This window comes from Sphingomonas sp. NBWT7 (assembly GCF_014217605.1).
Lineage (GTDB): Bacteria > Pseudomonadota > Alphaproteobacteria > Sphingomonadales > Sphingomonadaceae > Sphingomonas.
In genome coordinates this window covers 2,844,860-2,863,931 of record NZ_CP043639.1, presented here as the reverse complement: position 1 = coordinate 2,863,931, position 19,072 = coordinate 2,844,860, and the positions used below count along the sequence as shown (strand labels likewise).

The 19,072-nt window shown below is 69.6% G+C and carries 11 protein-coding genes and 1 other annotated feature; of the genes, 5 read left to right on the top strand and 6 right to left on the bottom strand.

The window, feature by feature from the left end; translation table 11 throughout:
- Positions 1-101 precede the first annotated feature (101 nt).
- Positions 102-5,840 carry an alpha-2-macroglobulin gene (locus F1C10_RS13870; protein ID WP_185207043.1) on the bottom strand — a complete coding sequence of 1,913 codons (5,739 nt, stop codon included), beginning with the start codon at positions 5,838-5,840 and terminating at the stop codon, positions 102-104.
- A 184-nt stretch (positions 5,841-6,024) separates the two neighbouring features.
- On the opposite strand from F1C10_RS13870, the gene F1C10_RS13865 reads away from it, so the two are divergent.
- The 5 genes from F1C10_RS13865 to F1C10_RS13845 all read left to right on the top strand — a co-directional run bounded on the left by F1C10_RS13865 (position 6,025) and on the right by F1C10_RS13845 (position 11,917).
- Positions 6,025-7,416, top strand: coding sequence for a glycosyl transferase family protein (locus F1C10_RS13865; RefSeq protein ID WP_185207041.1), 1,392 nt, complete (start codon positions 6,025-6,027; stop codon positions 7,414-7,416).
- Entirely contained in the window at positions 7,413-8,435 is a 1,023-nt protein-coding gene (locus tag F1C10_RS13860; RefSeq protein ID WP_258042933.1) for a hypothetical protein, read from the top strand. Before F1C10_RS13865 ends, F1C10_RS13860 begins: the two co-directional genes overlap by 4 nt.
- A gap of 46 nt (positions 8,436-8,481) precedes the next feature.
- Positions 8,482-9,396 (top strand): sulfite exporter TauE/SafE family protein, encoded by a 915-nt coding sequence (locus F1C10_RS13855; RefSeq protein WP_185207039.1) that lies wholly within the window; start codon positions 8,482-8,484, stop codon positions 9,394-9,396.
- Positions 9,393-10,151 (top strand): TIGR02186 family protein, encoded by a 759-nt coding sequence (locus F1C10_RS13850; RefSeq protein WP_185207037.1) that lies wholly within the window; start codon positions 9,393-9,395, stop codon positions 10,149-10,151. Before F1C10_RS13855 ends, F1C10_RS13850 begins: the two co-directional genes overlap by 4 nt.
- 104 nt (positions 10,152-10,255) lie before the next feature.
- Positions 10,256-11,917: an ATP-binding protein gene (locus F1C10_RS13845; RefSeq protein ID WP_185207035.1), complete on the top strand. Its 1,662-nt coding sequence runs from the start codon at positions 10,256-10,258 to the stop codon at positions 11,915-11,917.
- A gap of 27 nt (positions 11,918-11,944) precedes the next feature.
- On the opposite strand, the gene F1C10_RS13840 is transcribed toward F1C10_RS13845, so the two are convergent.
- The 5 genes from F1C10_RS13840 to F1C10_RS13820 form a co-directional block, all read right to left on the bottom strand.
- Positions 11,945-13,231 carry a dicarboxylate/amino acid:cation symporter gene (locus F1C10_RS13840; protein WP_258042932.1) on the bottom strand — a complete coding sequence of 429 codons (1,287 nt, stop codon included), beginning with the start codon at positions 13,229-13,231 and terminating at the stop codon, positions 11,945-11,947.
- A gap of 89 nt (positions 13,232-13,320) precedes the next feature.
- Complete coding sequence (locus F1C10_RS13835; RefSeq protein ID WP_185207026.1) at positions 13,321-14,817, bottom strand: SulP family inorganic anion transporter; 1,497 nt, start codon at positions 14,815-14,817, stop codon at positions 13,321-13,323.
- 62 nt (positions 14,818-14,879) lie between these two features.
- Positions 14,880-14,935: a sequence feature (sul1 is cis-regulatory element that is thought to sense ions involved in sulfur or methionine metabolism; They are found in Alphaproteobacteria), on the bottom strand.
- Between the two features lie 198 nt (positions 14,936-15,133).
- Positions 15,134-17,320, bottom strand: a complete 2,187-nt coding sequence (locus tag F1C10_RS13830) for a sodium-translocating pyrophosphatase (RefSeq protein ID WP_185207025.1) — start codon at positions 17,318-17,320, stop codon at positions 15,134-15,136.
- A gap of 109 nt (positions 17,321-17,429) precedes the next feature.
- Complete coding sequence (thiL, locus tag F1C10_RS13825; RefSeq protein ID WP_185207023.1) at positions 17,430-18,329, bottom strand: thiamine-phosphate kinase; 900 nt, start codon at positions 18,327-18,329, stop codon at positions 17,430-17,432.
- A gap of 105 nt (positions 18,330-18,434) precedes the next feature.
- On the bottom strand, positions 18,435-19,070 hold the full coding sequence (locus tag F1C10_RS13820; RefSeq protein WP_308458085.1) for an MBL fold metallo-hydrolase: 636 nt from the start codon (positions 19,068-19,070) through the stop codon (positions 18,435-18,437).
- Between the last annotated feature and the right edge of the window lie 2 nt (positions 19,071-19,072).

The following is a 19,072-nucleotide window of genomic DNA, read 5'->3' as shown; positions in this document are numbered from 1 at the left end:
CGAAACGTCGGCGGTAGCGCGAGGCGCGTCAGGCGCACTCACCGCCAGTCTCGCGCAATTCGCGCCGCGGCGCGTCGTTCAGACATACGCCGGCGGCCCTCTCACCGCAGCCCGACGGTCATCGTCCCCACCGGCACCGCCGCGCGGATGTCGGGCGAATACATCGCCTCGACGCGCGACGCCGGCAGTCCGAACCGCCCCGCCCCGTTGAGCCGCATCGTGTAGCTCACCGTGAACGATCCCGCCGGCACCCAGGCGAAATAGCCGCGCCACGCCTCGCGCCCGCGCTCGACATAGGCCGGCGTCACGCCCTCGCTCGCGCCGCCCTCGTCCAGCATCGCCGATTGCCCGCCCAGCCCGCCGATCACCGTCGCGCCCGGCGGCACGGGGTCGCTGACGACCACCCAGTTGCGTTCCGCGGACGCATGTATCGTCAGCGTCACGCGCACCACGTCGCCGCGCGTCAGCCGGCCGGCGTTGCGCGCCTGCACCACGTCAAGCTTGCGCGACAGGCGATAGCCCGCGGCGAGCGGCTGCGTCAGCGGCACCGCCGCCTTCACCGCCACGCTCGCCCACGGCCCCGCCCCGCCGGCCTGGGTGAGCCGCAGCGGCGTCGGGGCCGCCGGCAGCGCGAACCGCGCGAGCCGCGCCGCAGGGTCGAGCGGCCAGCCGCGCGCCTGCGTCTGCGCACCGAGCGACAGCGTCGTCGTGCCCGCGATCGCCTGCGCCGGATACAGCGCGGCGAAGCGGCGCACCGCCAGCGTGCCCCAGGCGTTGGCGGGCGTCGTGTCCCAATGCCCGCGGCGCTGGCGCAGCGCGGTCCCGATCATCATCCGCGGCCCCTCCTCCTGCCAGCCGGGCCGCCCGAGCGTCGCGAGGAGCGCCTTGATCGCGCCCTCGTCCGCCGACGACATCAGCCACCACGGCGCGTTGGCGCGATCCGACAGATCGATCCGCGACCCTTCGTAGACCAGTCGGCTGCGCAGGACGGCTTCGCCAGCAGTGCGCAGCGCGGCGGCATTGGCGATGCCGCGTGTGCGATCGAGTGCGACAAGATAATCGGCGAGCAACGCGGTCGGCATCTCGTTCGCCGCGATGCCGAGCTGCCCGAGCATCCCCGCCTCCGCTGCGCCCGCCCGCGCGAGCGCGGCGAAGGCGGCGACGCGCTGCAGCCGCACGTCACCATATTCCTCGCGCCGCAGCCGCCCGTCGAGCACCGCGCGCAGCCCCTCGATCATGCGCAGCCGCACCGCCTCCGGGATCGCCAACCCCGCCTCCGCGGTGATCGACAGCGCGTAGGCGGTCAGCGCCTCCGATCCCGCCAGCGTGTCACCGGGGAAGTAGCGCAGCAGGCCATCCGCCGCCTGATACGTCGGCATCTCGGCCGCGAGCGCTGCCCAACCGCGCGCATCGCCCAGCGCGACGATCCGGCTCAGCCGCTGCTCGAAGCATTCGTACGGATAGGCCGCCATATAGTCGCGCACGCCCGCGAGCGGCGGCGCGAGCGTGTCGCTCAGCTGCACGTCGACGCCGCCCAGTCCCCGCAGGGCCCCCGCCGGCGGCGCGATCGGTATCGTCGTCTCACCGCCCACCCGCGCGATCGTCGCGGCCCAGGTTTCCACCGGCACCGCGGGAATCACGTCCTGCGCCACGGTGATCCGGTCCGCCGCCCGCCCGTCGGCGGTGCGCGCGCTCACCTGCCAGCGCACCGTACCTGCCGCATTGGGCGCCGAGAGGTTCCACGCGATCGGCGCCGCGCCCCCCGCCGGGATCGTCACCGTGATCGGCCGCCCCTGCGCGATCCGCGGCGTCAGCGAGGCCTCGGCGGTAACGGTCATCGGCCGGTCCGATCCGTTGCGCAGCGTGAAGCCCGCCGCGTAATCGTCGCCGCTGCGCACCAGCGTCGGCAGGCCGGCATAGATCGATAGATCCTGCGCGGTGCGGATCGCGGCGGTGCCCGTGCCGTAGAGCTGCGCGCCATCGGTCGCGATCGCCACCAGCTTGAACGACGACAAGGCGTCGCTCAGCCGCACCGGCACCACCGCACGCCCCGCGGCGTCGAGTGCGACGCGCCCCTTCCACAGCAGTACGGGCTGAAAATTTTCGCGGTTCAGCGCCGACAGGTCGCCGCCCCCGCCGCCGCCCGCCTCCACCGCCTTGCGCCCATAGTGCCGCTTGCCGACGACCTGCGTCTGCGCCGTCGCGGTCAGCACCGCGAGCGGGCGATCGCCCATCATCGCGGTCAGCACATCCCACGACGGATTGGGCGCGAGCTGCAACAGCGCCTCGTCCACCGCGACGAAGGCGACGTCGGCGCTGCGTGCGGGCTGCCCGCCCGGCTTCGTCACCGCGATAGTGACACGCGCGGTGTCGCGCGCGGCATAGCGCGCGCGATCGGCCTTCACCGCCACGCCCAGCCGATGCGCCTCCCACCCCACCTTCACCTTGGCGATGCCGAGGCGATAGGCGGGCTTGGCCAGATCAACGAGTGCGGTCGGCGCTGGCGCGTCGTCATGCCCGCCAAACAGTCCGGTAAGCCAGCCCCACCAGCTCTGCGTCGCGCGCCCGCGCACCACCAGGACGGAGACATAGACGTCGGGCGCATAGGCGCCGTTGAGCGGCACCGACACCACCGGGTCCTTGCCCGACAGCTGCGTCGTGAAGCTCGACAGCACGCCCTCGCGCTCCACCGTTACTAGCGCGGTCGCGCTGCGGAACGGCATGCGCACCTGGAAGCGCGCGGTATCGCCCGCCTGATAGGCGATCTGTTCGGGCACCAGATCCATCCGGTCGCCGTTGTCGCCGCCGAACCACCAGTCCTCGTCACCCGCCAGCCACACCGAGCGCGTCGCGCGCGCGACGTTGCCGTCGCCGTCGGTGGTGGTCGCCACCACCTCGACCTCACCCGACACGCCGGGATCGAGGCTGCACTGCGCGAGCCCCTGCGCGTCGCTCGTCGCCGAACAGCTCGCGTCGAGCTTGGTCACGCGGACGCGATTGTCATAGGCGTAGAAGCCGCCGATCAGCCGCCGCCGCGCGGTCAGCACCTGCCGGCTGTATACCGCGACCGCGATCTTCTGTCCCTTCACCGGCTTGCCATCGGTATCGAGCGTGACGAAGCGCAACCGAAGGTCGTCCTGCTTCATCAGCCAGCCGTCGGTGCGCACGCCGAGCTGGACCGCCGCGCCGAACACCGGCAGCGTGCGGCTGGCGGTCAGTGTCTCGCCGTTGGCGTCCTGATAATCCATCTCGACGCGCATGTCGGCATTGCCGTCGAGCGTCGTCGGCGCCTCGACGCTGGTGCGCTGCGTCCCGTCGCCGCGCAGCGTTGCGGGCAGCGTCTGCGTCGGCGGGAACGCCGCGCCGGTCTCCTCCCCGTCGCCGTCTAGCGGCCGCACCCCTTCCTCGATCCGCCGCCCGCCGAAGGTGAACGCCTCATACCCATCGGGCGTCGCGGTGCGCGGCGACCAGCCGACGCGCACGTCGACCGGCAGGTTCGACGCGCCGCCGCCCGAGAGATAACCGACGAACAGGTCGAGCGGCACGCTCTTGGGCCGCACCAGCGCGCCCTTCGGCCCGGTGACGCTCGCGCGCATCGTCGGCAGCTTGTACTCGTCGAGCCGGAAGCTCTGCTCGGTGTAGATCGTGCGGTCGCCGGTCACCACCTGCAGGTCGTAGTCGCCCATCGGTGCGCCCGCGGGCGCGGTCCACTCGGTCTCGCCGATGCCGTTGGCGTCGATCGCGAGCGGCAGCTCGAACTGCGTGTCCGATCCGCGGTGCGACAGTTTCAGCGTGCCCCGGAACCCCGGCGGGATCGCGAAGCCGCTGCCCACCGGACGGCGCGCGATATGCTTCATGTGCACCGTCTCGCCCTGCCGTACCAGCGCGCGGTCGAACACGGTGTGGAGAATCTCGCTGCGCGCATCGTAGCCGTACGGCAGGTCGAAATCGTACGGCCGGATGCCCTCACCCCACTCGGTCAGCGTGAAGCTGAAATCATCGCCGCTGCGCGCCGACACCATCAGCGCGTGCGCGGTTGAGCTCGCCTCGCAGCTGGCATAGGTTTCGGGCTGCGGCAGCCCGGCGGGGATCATCAGCCCGCCGCTGCGATCGGTCACCCCGCGTGCCAGCAACTTGCCGGTGCAGCTGTCGCTCACCGCCACCGACGCGTTCGCCACGGGCCGCCCGGTGTCGAGCTGCGTCACCCAGGCGAGGCTGCGCTCGCGCCCCCATTTGAAATGGACCGCCATGTTGGTGACGAGCGCCGCCGCAGCGACGTAGCGCGGCGCGGCCCGCCCGAGCAGCGCGCGGCCGAGCACCGGGCTCGCCAGCTCGACGACGTAGAAGCCGGGCTTGGTAAGCGGGATGCCGACCACCTCGAAATCGCGCCCCTTGCCCGGCAGCGCGACGCTCAGCTTGCTGCCCTTGCCGGCGAGGATCGACGTGTCGCCAGTATGGTTGACGCGGCGAATCACCTCGCCCTTCGCGCCGGTCACGTCCTCGATATTGCTCTCGCCCGCCTTGTCGACGCTGCGCAGCCATTCGGCGACCGCCCCGTCGAGCCCGTTCGGCCCGCTCTCGACGCGGATCGCCGCCCCGCCGACCGCCAGGTTGCGGCCCTGCAATCCCGGCTCGACGTTGCGCACCGTCACCGGCAGCACGCCGCCTTCCTTCGCCTCGAGGATGCCGAACGGCGCGGCGAACTTCACCAGCGGCGGGGCGGCGTCGAACGCCACGTCGAGCGGGAAGCGCTCGGCATTGGCGAGCGGCCGCCCGCTCTCGTCGCGAACCCCCGCGGGAAAGGTGAGCCTAGCCCGCACGCCCGTCGGCAGCGGCGCGGCAAAGGTCACGTCGTTCACCGTCGCGCGCTGCTGCTCCTCCTTGCTGAAGGTAGGGGCAATCTCCGTACCGTCGGCGGTGACGATACGGATCGCGCGCGCCTGCGACATCGGGACTGCGGCGGTGAAGCGCACATAGGCTTTCTCGACCGGGCTGCATCCGGCCTGCGGGTTGACGCGGCTGCACTCGAAGCGCGCGGTGAACGGCTTGCGCACGGTGAAGTCGAAACGCTGGTCGGCGCCGGCGCGCTTGCCGCCCGCCGCGGCGATGCCCGCCCCCCACACCAGCGCCATGTCGCGCCCCGGCGGCAGCGCGCGGCGACAGCGCAGCGCCGTCACCCCCGCGATCGCGCGATCGCGGCCCTCGCCCGCCTCGGGCAGGTCCGCCGGCATGCCGCCGCTCTCCAGTAACTGGCGCACCTCCCAGCGATCCTTGCCCAGCCCGGCGAGCAGCGAGCCTGCGGTGTCGCGCCCCAGCACCTCCACCGGAATACGCTCGCCGATCCCGTCGACCGCGCAATAGGCGCCCGCCGCCACCGATTGCGGCGTCGGCGGCAAATTGGCAGCGACGAGGAACACCTGATCCTCCTCGATCTCGCTTCCGTCGGCGGCGGGCAGCACGGCGCGCGCCACCGGCCCGCCGGCGTCGACGGTGAAGCGCTGCTCGCCGCTCAGCGCATAGCCCGCCAGGCTCTTCAGCCCCGCGCGGGTCGTAAAGCTGCACGTCGTGCCGCCGGGCAGCGCCGTCGCGAAATCGTACACCCAGGTCTGCTGGTCGACCCAGCGCCCGGTGCCGCCGATGCCGCATTCCACCGTCACGGGCGCCGCCGCGCGCGGATCGCCCAGCGGCATCATCGGCTGGCTGAAGCGCAGCGTGTAGCGCTGGATCCCGCCCGCCTCGACCCCCGGCTGCGCCAGGATGACGCGCGGCGCATTGTCCGACAATGCAGCCACCGGCGCCAGCGCCAGTGCCAGAATCGCGAGCCGCGCCGCCAGTCTCATCGCCGTCTCCCCCGTGGCATCATCCTAACGGGATCGGCGGCGCTACTCCAGCCATCCGTCGCACGGCCGCGCGCCCGGCCCAACGATTGGGTCAGCGCGCGTCATTCCCGCCGTTTCGGTCAGAAAAGCCTTCATTTTGAATACGTCCGTGCTAGCGTTGCGTATCGCAACCGATCGGGGGGTTATGGGCGCGGTGGGGGGAATGGTGCTGGCGGGGCTCGACCTCGCGGTTCGCGAGGTCACGCTGTTCGCGGCAGTCGGCTTCCTGATCTTCGGTCTCGACGATCTCCTCGTCGACGTCGGTTGGGCGTGGCATCGCCTGCGCCACGGCAGCACGCGGCGGCCGCTGGCGGGTCTGCCGCATCCCGCGACGCCGGGGCGGATCGCGATGTTCGTGCCCGCGTGGGAGGAAGCGGGGGTGATCGGCGCGATGCTGTCGACCGCGCTCGCGCGGCTCGATCACACCTCCTATCGCCTCTATGTCGGCTGCTATCCCAACGACGCGGCGACGATCGCCGCCGTCCGCGCGGTCGCCACGCGCGACGATCGCGTCCGGCTGGTGATCGGGCCGCGCGCCGGACCGACGACCAAGGCGGACAATCTCAACACCCTGTGGCGCGCGCTGTGCGCCGATGATGCGGCAACGGGCACGGTGACGCGCGCCGTCGTCCTTCACGACGCGGAGGACGTCGTTCACGCCGCCGAACTCAAGGTTTACGACGCGCTGATCGGCGACCATCCGCTGGTGCAGATCCCTGTCATGCCGCTGATCGATCGCGCCCCGCGGCTCGTGTCGGGCCATTATGCCGACGAATTCGCCGAATCGCACGGCCGCCAGATGGTGCTGCGCGCCGCGATCGGCGCCGGCCTGCCGCTGTCGGGGGTCGGCTGCGCGATCGCGACGGAGGTGCTCGTCGCACTCGAGGCCGCACATGGCGCACCGTTCGACGAGGCCAGCCTGACAGAGGATTACGAACTGGGTTTGCGCGCTGCCGCGCTCGGCTATGCCGCCTGCTTCGCGCGCGTCTCCGACGATGCCGGCCACCTGATTGCGACGCGCGCCTATTTTCCGTTCACCGTCGCCACCGCCGTGCGGCAGAAATCGCGCTGGATCACCGGCATCGCGCTCGCCGGCTGGGATCGCATCGGCTGGGGGCGCTGGTGGCATGTCGCCGAACATTGGATGCGGATGCGCGATCGCCGCGCGCCCGCCGCCGTCATCCTGCTCGTCGCGGCCTATTGCGCGATCCTCGGCTGGGGCATCGCGGCCAGCGTGCATTTGCTGCTCGGCACGCCGCTGCCGGGGCTCGGCAAGGCGATGGGAACGGTCCTCATGTGCAATGCCGCCTTGCTCGCCTGGCGGCTCGTGTGGCGCTTCGCCACCACCGCGCACGGCTATGGATGGCGCGAGGGGCTGTGGTCGCTGCCGCGCGCGGTCGTCGGCAATTTGATCGCGATGCTCGCCGCACGCCACGCCGCCGGGCGCTACGCCCGCCTGCTCGCCGGCCGTACGCCGCATTGGGACAAGACCGCCCACGTCTTCCCGCTCACCCCCGACGAGTTGGCGCCGCAATGAGCGCGCGCGGCCGCCCCCTGCGCTTCCTCGTCGTCATGGGCGCGGGCTGGATCGGCGTACGCTCCGCGCTACTCTGGCCCGATCAGGCGCCGCTGCCCGCGCTCGCCACGGTCGTCGCGCCGCCGGCACTGGCGGAAACTACGCCGCGACCGCTCACCCACCCTCGCTTCACCGCGCGCCAAATGACGGCGGTGCGCGCTGATATAAAGCCGCCGCCTGCATCACGCCGCCCGGCCACACCGCAGCACGCAGGGTTCCTCCTCCCGCCATCCGACAACCGCGAGCCATCCCCAAGCGACGATCCCGCCCCGCCATCGTCGATCCGCGCGCAGCCCTTCACCGCGATCGCCGCGCCGCTCGCCCCACCGCCCCCCGATCGCGCCGCGACCACACGGTCGCGCTTCGCCGCCAGCGTCTGGACGATCCTGCGCGACGGCGGCAGCGGTCAGCCGTTCGCGCCGCAGCTCGGTGGAAGCCAGGCGGGGGCGCGCGTCACCTACGCATTGGGCGACGCGCGCCGCCTCGCGCTCGCCGCCCGCGTTTCCACCGCGATCGGCACCCGCCAGCAGGAAGCCGCAATCGGCCTCGACTGGCAGCCGACCCGCCTGCCGATCCACATCGTCGCCGAACAGCGCATCGGCGTGCAGCGCGCACGCGGTGGCCCGGCGCTGGGGGTGATCGCCGGCATCGGCCCCGCACCCATCACCGGCGCGCTCACGATCGACGCCTATGCGCAGGGCGGCGCGATCGCGCGCGACGGCGTGGAAGGCTATGTCGATGCCGCCGCGCGCGTCGCCCATCCCATCGCCCGCGTCGGACAGACGCGGCTCGATCTGGGCGTCGGCGCGTGGGGCGGCGCGCAGCGGGGCGCGAGCAGGCTCGATCTCGGCCCGTCGGTGACGCTCGCTGTGCCGTTGTCGGAACGCGTGATCCGCCTGTCGCTCGACTGGCGCCAGCGTGTCGCCGGCGATGCCCGGCCGGCCTCGGGCCCGGCGCTGTCGATCGGCACCGATTTCTGATCGTCGGCGCTATCGTCCGGCGCGCGATCGGCATAATCGGGGGTTCATGGATCTGTACCTCCCGATCGCGAACCTCTCGGTCAACGCGTTCGTCATCATCGCGCTGGGTGGTGGGGTGGGCTTCCTGTCGGGCATGTTCGGCGTCGGCGGCGGTTTCCTCACCACCCCGCTGCTGATCGTCTACGGCATCCCCCCCACCGTCGCCGCCGCCTCTGCCGCCAGCCAGGTGACCGGCGCAAGCGTCTCGGGCGTCTTCGCCTACCTGCGGCGCGACGGGGTCGACATGGCGATGGGCGGCGTTCTCGTCGCCGGCGGGGTCATCGGCTCGCTCGCAGGCGCGTGGCTGTTCCAGCTGCTCCAGGCGAGCGGACAGATCGATACCGCGATCGCCATCACCTATGTCGTGCTGCTCGTCTCGATCGGCGGGCTGATGCTCAAGGAATCGCTCGAGGCGATCGCCGTCACCCGCGGCCGCCGCGCCGCGCGGCCGCGCCGCCGCCGGCACCATCCGCTCGTCGCGGGCCTCCCCTTCCGCATGCGCTTCTACCGCTCGGGCCTCTATATCTCGCCGCTCGCGCCGTTGCTGCTCGGCGTTGCGACGGGCATCCTCACCATCCTGCTCGGCATCGGCGGCGGCTTCGTGCTCGTCCCGGCGATGATCTACCTGCTCGGCATGGCGACGCAGGTCGTCGTCGGCACCTCGCTGTTCCAGATCCTGTTCGTCACCGCGGCAGCGACGATGGTCCACGCGCTGACGACCAAGGCGGTTGATATCGTTCTCGCCGGGCTGCTGCTGATCGGATCGGTGATCGGCGCGCAGGTCGGCGCGCGCTTCGCGGCGCGCGCCAAGCCCGAATATCTGCGCCTCGCGCTCGCTCTGCTCGTGCTGCTCGTCGCCGGGCGGATCGCGCTCGGCCTCGGTTGGCGCCCGGACGAGATCTACACGGTCGAACTGTCATGAGGCGCGCCGCGCTCGTCCTTGCCGCGCCGCTGCTGCTGGCGCAGGCGAAGCCCGTGCTGGTGCCCGACGTGTCGCAGCGCGAGATCCGCATCGCCTACAGCTTCACCGGCGCCGAGCTGCTGCTGTTCGGCGCGATCCTCTATCCCGGCGGCAGGCTGCCCGATGGCGAGCACCCCACCGACCTCGTCGTCGTGGTGAAGGGCCCGGTCCAGTCGATCACCGTGCGCGAGAAGGAGAAGCTCGCCGGCATCTGGGTCAATGCGCAGGCGCTGCGCTATCGCTCGGCACCGAGCTTCTACGCCATCGCCTCGTCGCGGCCGATCGACCGGATCGTCGATGATCGGACGCGCGCGATCTACGAGCTTGGCCTCGACAGCCTCCAGCTCTCCCCGGCATCCTCCGCGCCATCGCCGGTGCAGGACCGCTTCGCCGCCGGTCTTGTCGATCTGCGCCGCCGCGCCGGGCTCTATTACGAGGCGCCCAAGGCAGTCGAGATCAGCGAGGGCGTGCTGTATCGCGCCCGCGTCGCCATTCCCGCGCGCGTGCCCGTCGGCCGCTTCACCGCGGAGACGTTCCTGATCCGCGACGGCAAGGTCCTCGCCGCCGCGGTGCGCGAGATCGACGTGCAGAAGGAAGGCTTCGAGCGCTTCGTCGCACGCGCCGCCGATCGCGCAGCCCTGCTCTACGGCCTGTCCGCGGTGACGCTGTCCGTCCTGCTGGGCTGGGCCGCCGGACGCTTCGCCCAGCGCACCTGAGGCACGGACCTAAGCTACGGAAAATGCGCAATTCCCGGTGCTCATGGTTAATTTACGAACTGGCGTCATAACCCGCCCGAATGGAATCGCGGGGGATTGCCCGAATGACGGAAATGCCGGCACAGCATGCGTTCGAGGTGGCATCACGCGCCGCCGCCGAACGCGCGCACGCCCTGCCGGAACCGATCGGCGTCGTGGTCGAGATCGCCGGCTCGTCGAGTCAGGTGGTGTTCGATCTCGCCGGTCTGACGGTGCTCGCCGATCATCCCGATCCGGTCACCGCAGCGTCGGGCCAGGTCGGCAGCCAGATCAAGTTGCGCGTCGGCAATGTATGGCTGATCGCCAACGTCCGCTCGCTGCGGCTCGATGATTTCGCCGCCGGCCGCGTCACCGCGTTTATCGACTTCCTCGGCGAAGGCGACGAGGAACGGCTGACGGGCAAGCTGTACCGCTTCCGCCGCGGCGTGACGCGCTACCCGACGCCCGGCGCGGAGGTATATCCGCTGTCGACCGGCGATCTGGTGCAGATCTACGCCGCCGACGATCGCGCGCATATCGAGATCGGTAGCGTCTATCCGACCGAGGATATCCGCGCCGCGCTCTACGTCGATGCGATGCTGGGCAAGCATTTCGCGCTGCTCGGCTCGACCGGCACCGGCAAGTCGACCTCCGCAGCGCTGATCCTTCACCGCATCTGCGCGCTCGCGCCGCAGGGCCACGTCGTGATGATCGATCCGCACGGCGAATATTCCGCCGCGTTCCGGGGCAATGGCGCGCTGTTCGACGTGTCGAACCTCCAGATGCCGTATTGGCTGATGAACTTCGAGGAACATTGCGAGGTGTTCCTGACGACGCAGGGCGCCGATCGTCAGGTGGATGCCGACATCCTCGCCAAATGCCTGCTCGCCGCGCGCGCCAAGAGCCGCGTCGGTAGTGAGATCCCCAAGCTCACCGTCGATGCGCCGGTGCCCTATCTGCTCAGCGACCTGACGAGCCTCATCCAGCTCGAGATGGGCAAGATGGACAAGGCGTCGAACTCCGCGCCCTATCTTCGCCTCAAGACCAAGATCGAGGAGATCAAGGCCGATCCGCGCTACGGCTTCATGTTCTCGGGCATGCTCGTCGCCGATACGATGGCCGATTTCCTCCAGCGCATCTTCCGCCTGCCGGGTGACGGCCGGCCGATCTCGATCATCGACGTGTCGGGCGTGCCGAGCGAGATCACCTCGGTCGTCGTTGCAATGCTCAGCCGGATGGTGTTCGATTTCGCGATCTGGTCACGCAACGAGCCGCAGCGCCCGATCCTCCTCGTCTGCGAGGAGGCGCACCGCTACATCCCGCGCGACGACGACGGCTCGTCGGTCGGCCGCATCCTTGGGCGGATCGCCAAGGAAGGCCGCAAGTACGGCGTGTCGCTCGGGCTCATCACGCAGCGCCCGTCGGATCTCGCCGAGGGCGTCCTGTCGCAATGCGGCACGATCATCGCGATGCGGCTCAACAACGATCGCGACCAGGCGTTCGTGCGCGCCGCCATGCCGGAGGGCGCCCGCGGCTTCCTCGATTCGATCCCCGCACTGCGCAACCGCGAATGCATCATCTGCGGCGAAGGCGTCGCGATCCCGATCCGCGTGTCGTTCGATGGGCTCGAACCCGAGAAGCGCCCCGCCTCGGCCGACCCGGTCTTCTCGGAACTGTGGCGCGAGGTCGGCGAGGAGGATCACATCATCCGCCGCACCATCGCGAAGTGGCGCGCGCAGGGACGATAGCGGAACGGGGGATGGCGGGTTGCGGGATCAGCGCACCGCCGCCTCGCGATCCTTGCCCGCCACCATCGTCGCGATCGCGAGATCGCCCGTCACGTTGAGCGCGGTGCGGCACATGTCGAGCAGCCGGTCGACGCCCAGCACCAGCCCGATCGCGGTCGGCGGCACGCCCACCATGCTCAGAATGATCGCCACTACCGGCAAGGATCCGCCGGGCACCCCCGCCGTCCCGATCCCGCCCAGAATGCACACCAGCATCACCGTCAATTGCTGCACGATCGTCAGCTCCACTCCGAAGAACTGCGCGAGGAAGATCACCGTCACGCCCTCGAAGATCGCGGTGCCGTTCTGGTTCGCGGTCGCGCCGATCGTCAGCACGAAGCGCGCGACGCGGCGCGGCAGCTTCAGCTCGGTTTCCGCGATGCGCAGGCTGGTCGGCAGCGTGGCGTTGGACGAGGCGGTGGAAAAAGCCATCACCATCGCCTCCTGGCTGCCGCAGAAGAAAGCGAGCGGCCGGATGTCCGCGGCGAGCCATACGCCGGCAGAATAGACGACGATCAGCTGGATCAGCAGCGCGCCGATCACCGTGCCCATATACGCACCCAGCCGCACCAGCACGTCCGCACCGAACACCGCCGTCAGGTTGAACATGAAGCACGCCACCGCGATTGGGGCGAGGCGGATGACGAAGCCGATCAGCGTCATCGTCACCTCCAGGATGCCCTCGATCGCGTCGTGCAGCACCTTTGTCTTGTCGGAACGGACCATCACCAGCCCGATCCCGAAAGCCAGCGCGAAGAACATCAGCGCCAGGATATCGTCGGTCGATGCCGCGCGGATCACGTTGGTCGGCACGATCCCCAGCACCGATTCGAGCGCGCCCGGCGCCTTGCGCGATTCCTGCACGATCGCAGCCGCGCCGGCGCCCGCCTGCGCCAGCAGCTCCTTCGCCATCGCCGGATCGACGCCCGCCCCCGGCCGGATCACGTTCACCAGCACCAGCCCGAGCGCCACCGACACGCCGGACAATACGACGGTGAAGAACAAGGTGCGCAGCCCCACTTTCCTCAGCGCCGCGATATCACCCATCTCGGCGACGCCGGTGACGAGCGCCGCGAACAGCAGCGGAATCACTAGCATGAATAACAGGCGCAGGAACACCTGCCCGATCGGCCCGGTGACGTAGGTCGTCACCGTCTCGACCCACGTCGCATCGCCCGCCACCGCATTGACGATCAGCCCGCCCGCCAGCCCCACGACGAAGCCGGCAAGCATCTGCAGATGCAGCGGAAAGCGGGCGGGCGGCGGATCGTCCATCATTTTGCAACGCTCGAGCGCGCCCGAAGCCTCACCGACGCCGGCCGCGGGCGGCGCAGCGCGTCCACGTTACGATCGGGCGCGGACGCTCAATGCGGGGCCAGCCCCATCTCGACGCCCGTCTTGTCGTGAAGCGCGAAGCGGTCGACGATGTCGGCGCTTGCCCGATTGTACCCGATCACTTCCACATCGCGCCCGTCGCGCCGCAGTCGGGCGACGATCTTGACCAATGCGCCGACGCCCGAAATATCCCAGAAATGCGCGTCGCTGACGTCGATGACGATATGCCGCGCCGTGCCTTCGGCCTGAAACGCGCGTGTGAACCGGTCGACGGAGGCGAAGAAGATCTCACCGGTCACCCGGTAGATCGCCTGCGTGCCATCCGCCGTCTCCTCGCGTTCCACCGAGAACATGCGCTGCACTTTGCCCGCGAAGAAGATGCCGGACAGCAGCACGCCCGCCAGAACGCCGAGCGACAGATCGTGCGTCGCCACCACAACCACGACGGTCGTCAGCATCACGATCGACGATGTCGGTGGATGCCGACGAAGGTTGGCAATCGAGTTCCAACTGAACGTACCGATCGACACCATGATCATGACGGCGACGAGGGCCGGCATCGGAACGCGGCCGACGAGCGGTCCGAGCACTGCCAGCAGGAACATCAGAAACGCACCCGCGACAAAGGTCGACAGGCGTCCGCGACCGCCGGACGTGACGTTGATCACCGATTGCCCGATCATCGCGCATCCGCCCATGCCGCCGAACAGTGCGGCGACGATGTTCGAACCGCCCTGACCGGCACATTCGACACACTTGTCGCTATCGGTGTCGGTCATGTCATCGACGATCTGCGCGGTGAGCAGCGATTCGAGCAGCCCGACCGCCGCCATCGTCAGCGAGTAAGGCAGGATGATCCGCAGCGTGTCGAGCGTCAGCGGCACGTCAGGGATCGTCAGACTCGGCAAGCCTGCGGGAAGCTGGCCCATGTCCCCCACGGTGTTGACGTTCAGGCCCAAGCCGATGCTGATCGCGCTGAGAACCAGGATCGCCACCAGCGGCGACGGGACCGCCTTGGTGATACGTGGCAGGCCGTAGATGATGGCAAGGCCGGCGGCGACCATGGCATAGGTCTGCCAGCCGACGTTCATCAGCTGTGGCAACTGGGCGGCGAAGATCAGGATCGCGAGCGCGTTGACGAAGCCGGTGATGACCGACCGCGACACGAACTGCATGACCAGATCGAGCCGCAGCAAGCCCGCCGCTATCTGGATAACGCCCATCAGGATCGTCGCGGCGAACAGATAGTCGACACCGTGCGCGCGTACGAGCGGGCCGACGAGGACGGCCACGGCGGCGGTCGCAGCGGACACCATGCCGGGCCGCCCACCGATCAGCGCGATGGTGATCGCGATCGCGACCGAGGCGTAGAGGCCGACGCGTGGATCGACGCCGGCGATGATCGAAAAGCCGATTGCTTCGGGAATCAGGGCAAGCGCGACGACGATGCCCGCCATGATGTCGCGGCGGGCAGCAGAACCGTCAGTGAACCACTGGCGGCGATACGAAGTCAGATTGATCGTCATGGAGTTTCCACATCAAATCACATGGCACCGACGCTGCGGCACGCTGTATCGGTCATGTGTGATGTTGTCCGGCGGATCGGCGGCCGGAATAGCCACCCGGAATCTCACCGGGTCCTTGCGGTTGGTGGCTCCCCTAAACGAAAATGAGGTTGAGGCAATCCGCGACACGCGCGCAAACGACTTGGCCGGCTGCTCTAACGTGATGCTTATTCCAGGTTGAAGCGGCCGGCCATCACCATCGACCATCCCGGCGGTGACAATGCCGGCCGGGATTACCCGCCATCCCGCGACTGACGCGGGACGGCGGATCTTCGCCTCATCCCACTGCCAGCGCCGCCAGCAGCAGCAGCGCGACGATGTTGGTGATCTTGATCATCGGGTTCACCGCAGGTCCGGCAGTGTCCTTGTAGGGATCGCCCACCGTATCGCCGGTCACCGCAGCCTTGTGCGCCTCCGACCCCTTGCCGCCGTGATTACCGTCCTCGATATATTTCTTGGCATTGTCCCACGCCCCGCCCCCACTCGTCATCGACAAGGCGACGAACAGGCCGGAGACGATCACGCCCAGCAGCATCGCGCCGAGCGCCGCGAAGCCCGATGCTTGGCCGTCCACCGCCGTGACGATGAAATAGAGCGCGATCGGCGACAGCACCGGCAGCAGCGAGGGGATGATCATCTCCTTGATCGCGGCGCGGGTGACGAGATCGACGGTGCGCCCATAATTTGGCCGGCTAGTGCCTTCCATGATGCCTGGATTGTTACGGAACTGCTCGCGCACCTCCTCCACCACCGCGCCCGCCGCGCGGCCCACCGCGGTCATCCCGAACGCGCCGAACAGGTACGGCAGCAGCGCGCCGAGCAACAGCCCGACGATGACGTACGGGTTGGACAGGCTGAAATCGACGCTGATGTCGGGGAAATACGTCTGTAGATCGGTGGTGTAGGCGCCGAACAGCACCAGCGCGGCAAGCCCGGCGGAGGCGATGGCATAGCCCTTGGTCACCGCCTTGGTCGTGTTGCCGACCGCGTCGAGCGCGTCGGTGCGGTGCCGCACGTCGTCGGGCAGCCCCGCCATCTCGGCGATGCCGCCGGCATTGTCGGTTACCGGGCCGTAGGCGTCGAGCGCGACGACCATGCCCGCGAGCGCGAGCATCGACGTGGCGGCGAAGGCGATGCCGATCACGCCGGCAAGCTTGTACGTCGCGACCACCGCGATCACGATCACCAGCGTCGGCAGCGCCGTCGCCTCCAGGCTGATCGCGAGCCCCTGGATCACGTTGGTGCCGTGGCCCGTTTCGCTCGCCTTGGCGATCGATTTCACCGGGCGATAATTGGTGCCGGTGTAATATTCGGTGATCCACACGATCACGCCCGTCACGAGCAGGCCGATCATCATGCACCAGAACAGGTCCATGCCGGTGAAGGCATCGGCCCCGGGTGCACCCGTCACGTCGGCAGCGGCGAGATCACCCGCCCCGCCCAGCCCGCTGCCGATCGCGTCGGCCCCGGCATCGAGGAAGCCTGACGCGCCGATCACGGTGTTGAGATCGCCCAGCGTCATCTGCGTCGCGACGTAGATCGCCGGTACGGCGAGCAGCGCGGAGGTCCAGAACCCCTTGTACAGCGCGCCCATGATCGATCCCTTCGATCCCAGCCGCACCATGTACGTGCCGATGATCGAAGTGACGATGCACACACCGCCGACGATCAGCGGCAGGCTCATCAGCTGCGTCAGCTCGGCGGCCGACGCGCGGATCAGCAGCGCGATCGAGATCATCGTCACGCCGAGCGTGACGACATACGTCTCGAACAGGTCGGCTGCCATGCCGGCGCAGTCGCCCACGTTGTCGCCGACATTGTCCGCGATGACGGCCGGGTTGCGCGGATCGTCCTCTGGAATGCCCGCCTCGACCTTGCCGACGAGATCGGCGCCGACGTCCGCCGCCTTGGTGAAGATGCCGCCGCCCAACCGCGCGAAGATCGAGATCAGCGACGCGCCGAACGCCAGCGCGGTCAGCGCCTCGACGATCTCGCGCGCATTGGGCGCGTAGCCGGCAGGGCCGGTCAGGTACCAGAAGAACCCCGCGATCGCGAGCAGCCCCAGCCCCGCGACGAGCATGCCGGTGACGGCGCCCGATCGGAACGCCATCGTCAGCCCGCCCTGCAAGGAGCCGCGCGCCGCCTCCGCCGTGCGCACGTTGGCGCGCACCGAAATGTTCATGCCGACATAACCGGCGACGCCCGAGAGCAGCGCGCCGATCACGAAGCCGACGGTGGACAGCGTGCCCAGCGTCGCGGCGAGGATCACGGCGACGACCACGCCGACGATCGCAATGGTGGTATATTGCCGGCCGAGATAGGCCTTGGCGCCTTCCTGGATCGCGGCGGCGATGTCCTGCATCCGCTCGTTCCCCGGCGATGCGCGCAAAACCTGCTGGCTCGTAAAGACGCCATAGACCACGGCCAGCAGGCCGCAGAGGATGGCGATAGTGACCGTGGTCATCGCATTCCTTCCCCTAATGTCGCCGGTCGACCCCGCCTTGAGGTGGTGGCCGCCGATCTCCTATTTCTGCGGGAGAGCCTAAGCCGCCGCGGGGAAAGCGCAAGCGCGGTCAAGCGCGGTGTTCGTAACCCAGATCACGCGGCAGGGCGACGGGCATGTCCGCGCGGGTGAGGTTCAGGCCGGTGCCAGCCGCGAAGCTGCCGATGCGTGTTGCAATGCCCGTTGGGCGCTGATCGGGCGGCAGCGCGCACAGCAGCTGGTAATCGTCCCCCGCCGTCACCGCCGCCATCACGTCGCCCGAATAGCTGCGATACGCCGGCGACAGCGGGACGACGTCGAGCGCGATCGTGACGGCGAGGCCGCTCGCCGCCGCCATCCGCCGCGAGTCAATCAGCAGCCCGTCGGATACGTCCATCATCGCATGCGCGACCGGCGCGAGGCGGCGCCCTTCGGAAAGGCGCGGCTGCGGCCTGCGATAGGCAGCGAGCAGCGCCGCGGGGACCTCACCGGTGCAGTCGCCCGCGCGGGCGATCGCGAGGCCGGCTCCCGCGTCGCCGATCGTCCCCGTTACCCACAAGGCGTCACCCGCCCGCGCGCCCGATCGCGGCGGCGCGGCCGCGTCGCGGCCGAACGCCGTCATCGTCAGCACGCGCGGCGCACCGGGCGGCAGCGACACGGTGTCACCGCCCAGCAGCGGGCAATCCATCACGGCGAGCGAGGCGCGCAGTCCTGCGAGAAAAGCGCGGTCCCACGCGTCGCCCGATAGCGGATAGTTGAGGAGCACGCCGTCGGGGATCGCGCCCTTGCCAGCGAGATCGGACAGGTTCACCGCGACGAGCTTCCACGCCACATCGCCCGGCGGATCGTCGGACAGGAAATGCACGCCCTCGACCAGCGTGTCGGTCGTGACGACATGCGCGCCGAGCCGGGCGGCGTCGTCCGCCAGCCCCGCCGCCCCGCGGTGCAGCGGCAGCTGGCGCAGCGCGCTGATGAATTCGGCCTCGATCATCCGTCGCTATCCTGCCCAAGGCCCCCACCGCCTGCCGAAGCCCGGTCGCCGCTCTTCGGCGGAGCGTTGCCTGGCCGCCGACGCCGAAATGTGTCGCTCGGTCCGCTACGCCGAAAGGGCGTCGTCGCTGACGAACATGTTCCACTGCCGCTCGTGGCCGAAGGTCGACGGCTTGCCATGGCCGGGGATGAACGCCGTTTCCCCGCCCAGCGGCCACAGCTTGGTGACGATCGAATTGACCAGCGTCTGGTGATCGCCCTGCGGTAGATCGGTGCGTCCGACCGAGCCCTGGAACAGCACGTCGCCGACCTGCGCAAAGTTGGACGGCGCGTGGTGGAAGATGACGTGACCCGCGGTGTGGCCGGGGGTGTGATAGACGTCGAGCGTCAGGTCGCCCACCGTCACCGTATCGCCCTCGTCGAGCCAGCGATCGGGCTCGAACGGCACGCCGTTAATGCCCCAGTTGCGCCCGTCGTCGGCGAGCCGCGCGAGCCAGAAGCGATCCGCCTCGTGCGGCCCCTCGATCGCGACGCCGAGTTCGTCGGCGAGCGGCTTCGCCTCGCCGGCGTGATCGATATGGCCGTGCGTCAGCAGCACCTTCTCGACCGTGACGCCCGCCTGCGCCACCGCCGAACGGATCTTGGCGAGATCGCCGCCGGGATCGATCACTGCCGCCTTCATCGTGCGCGTGCACCAGATCAGCGTGCAATTCTGCTCGATCGGCGTCACCGGCACGATCATCG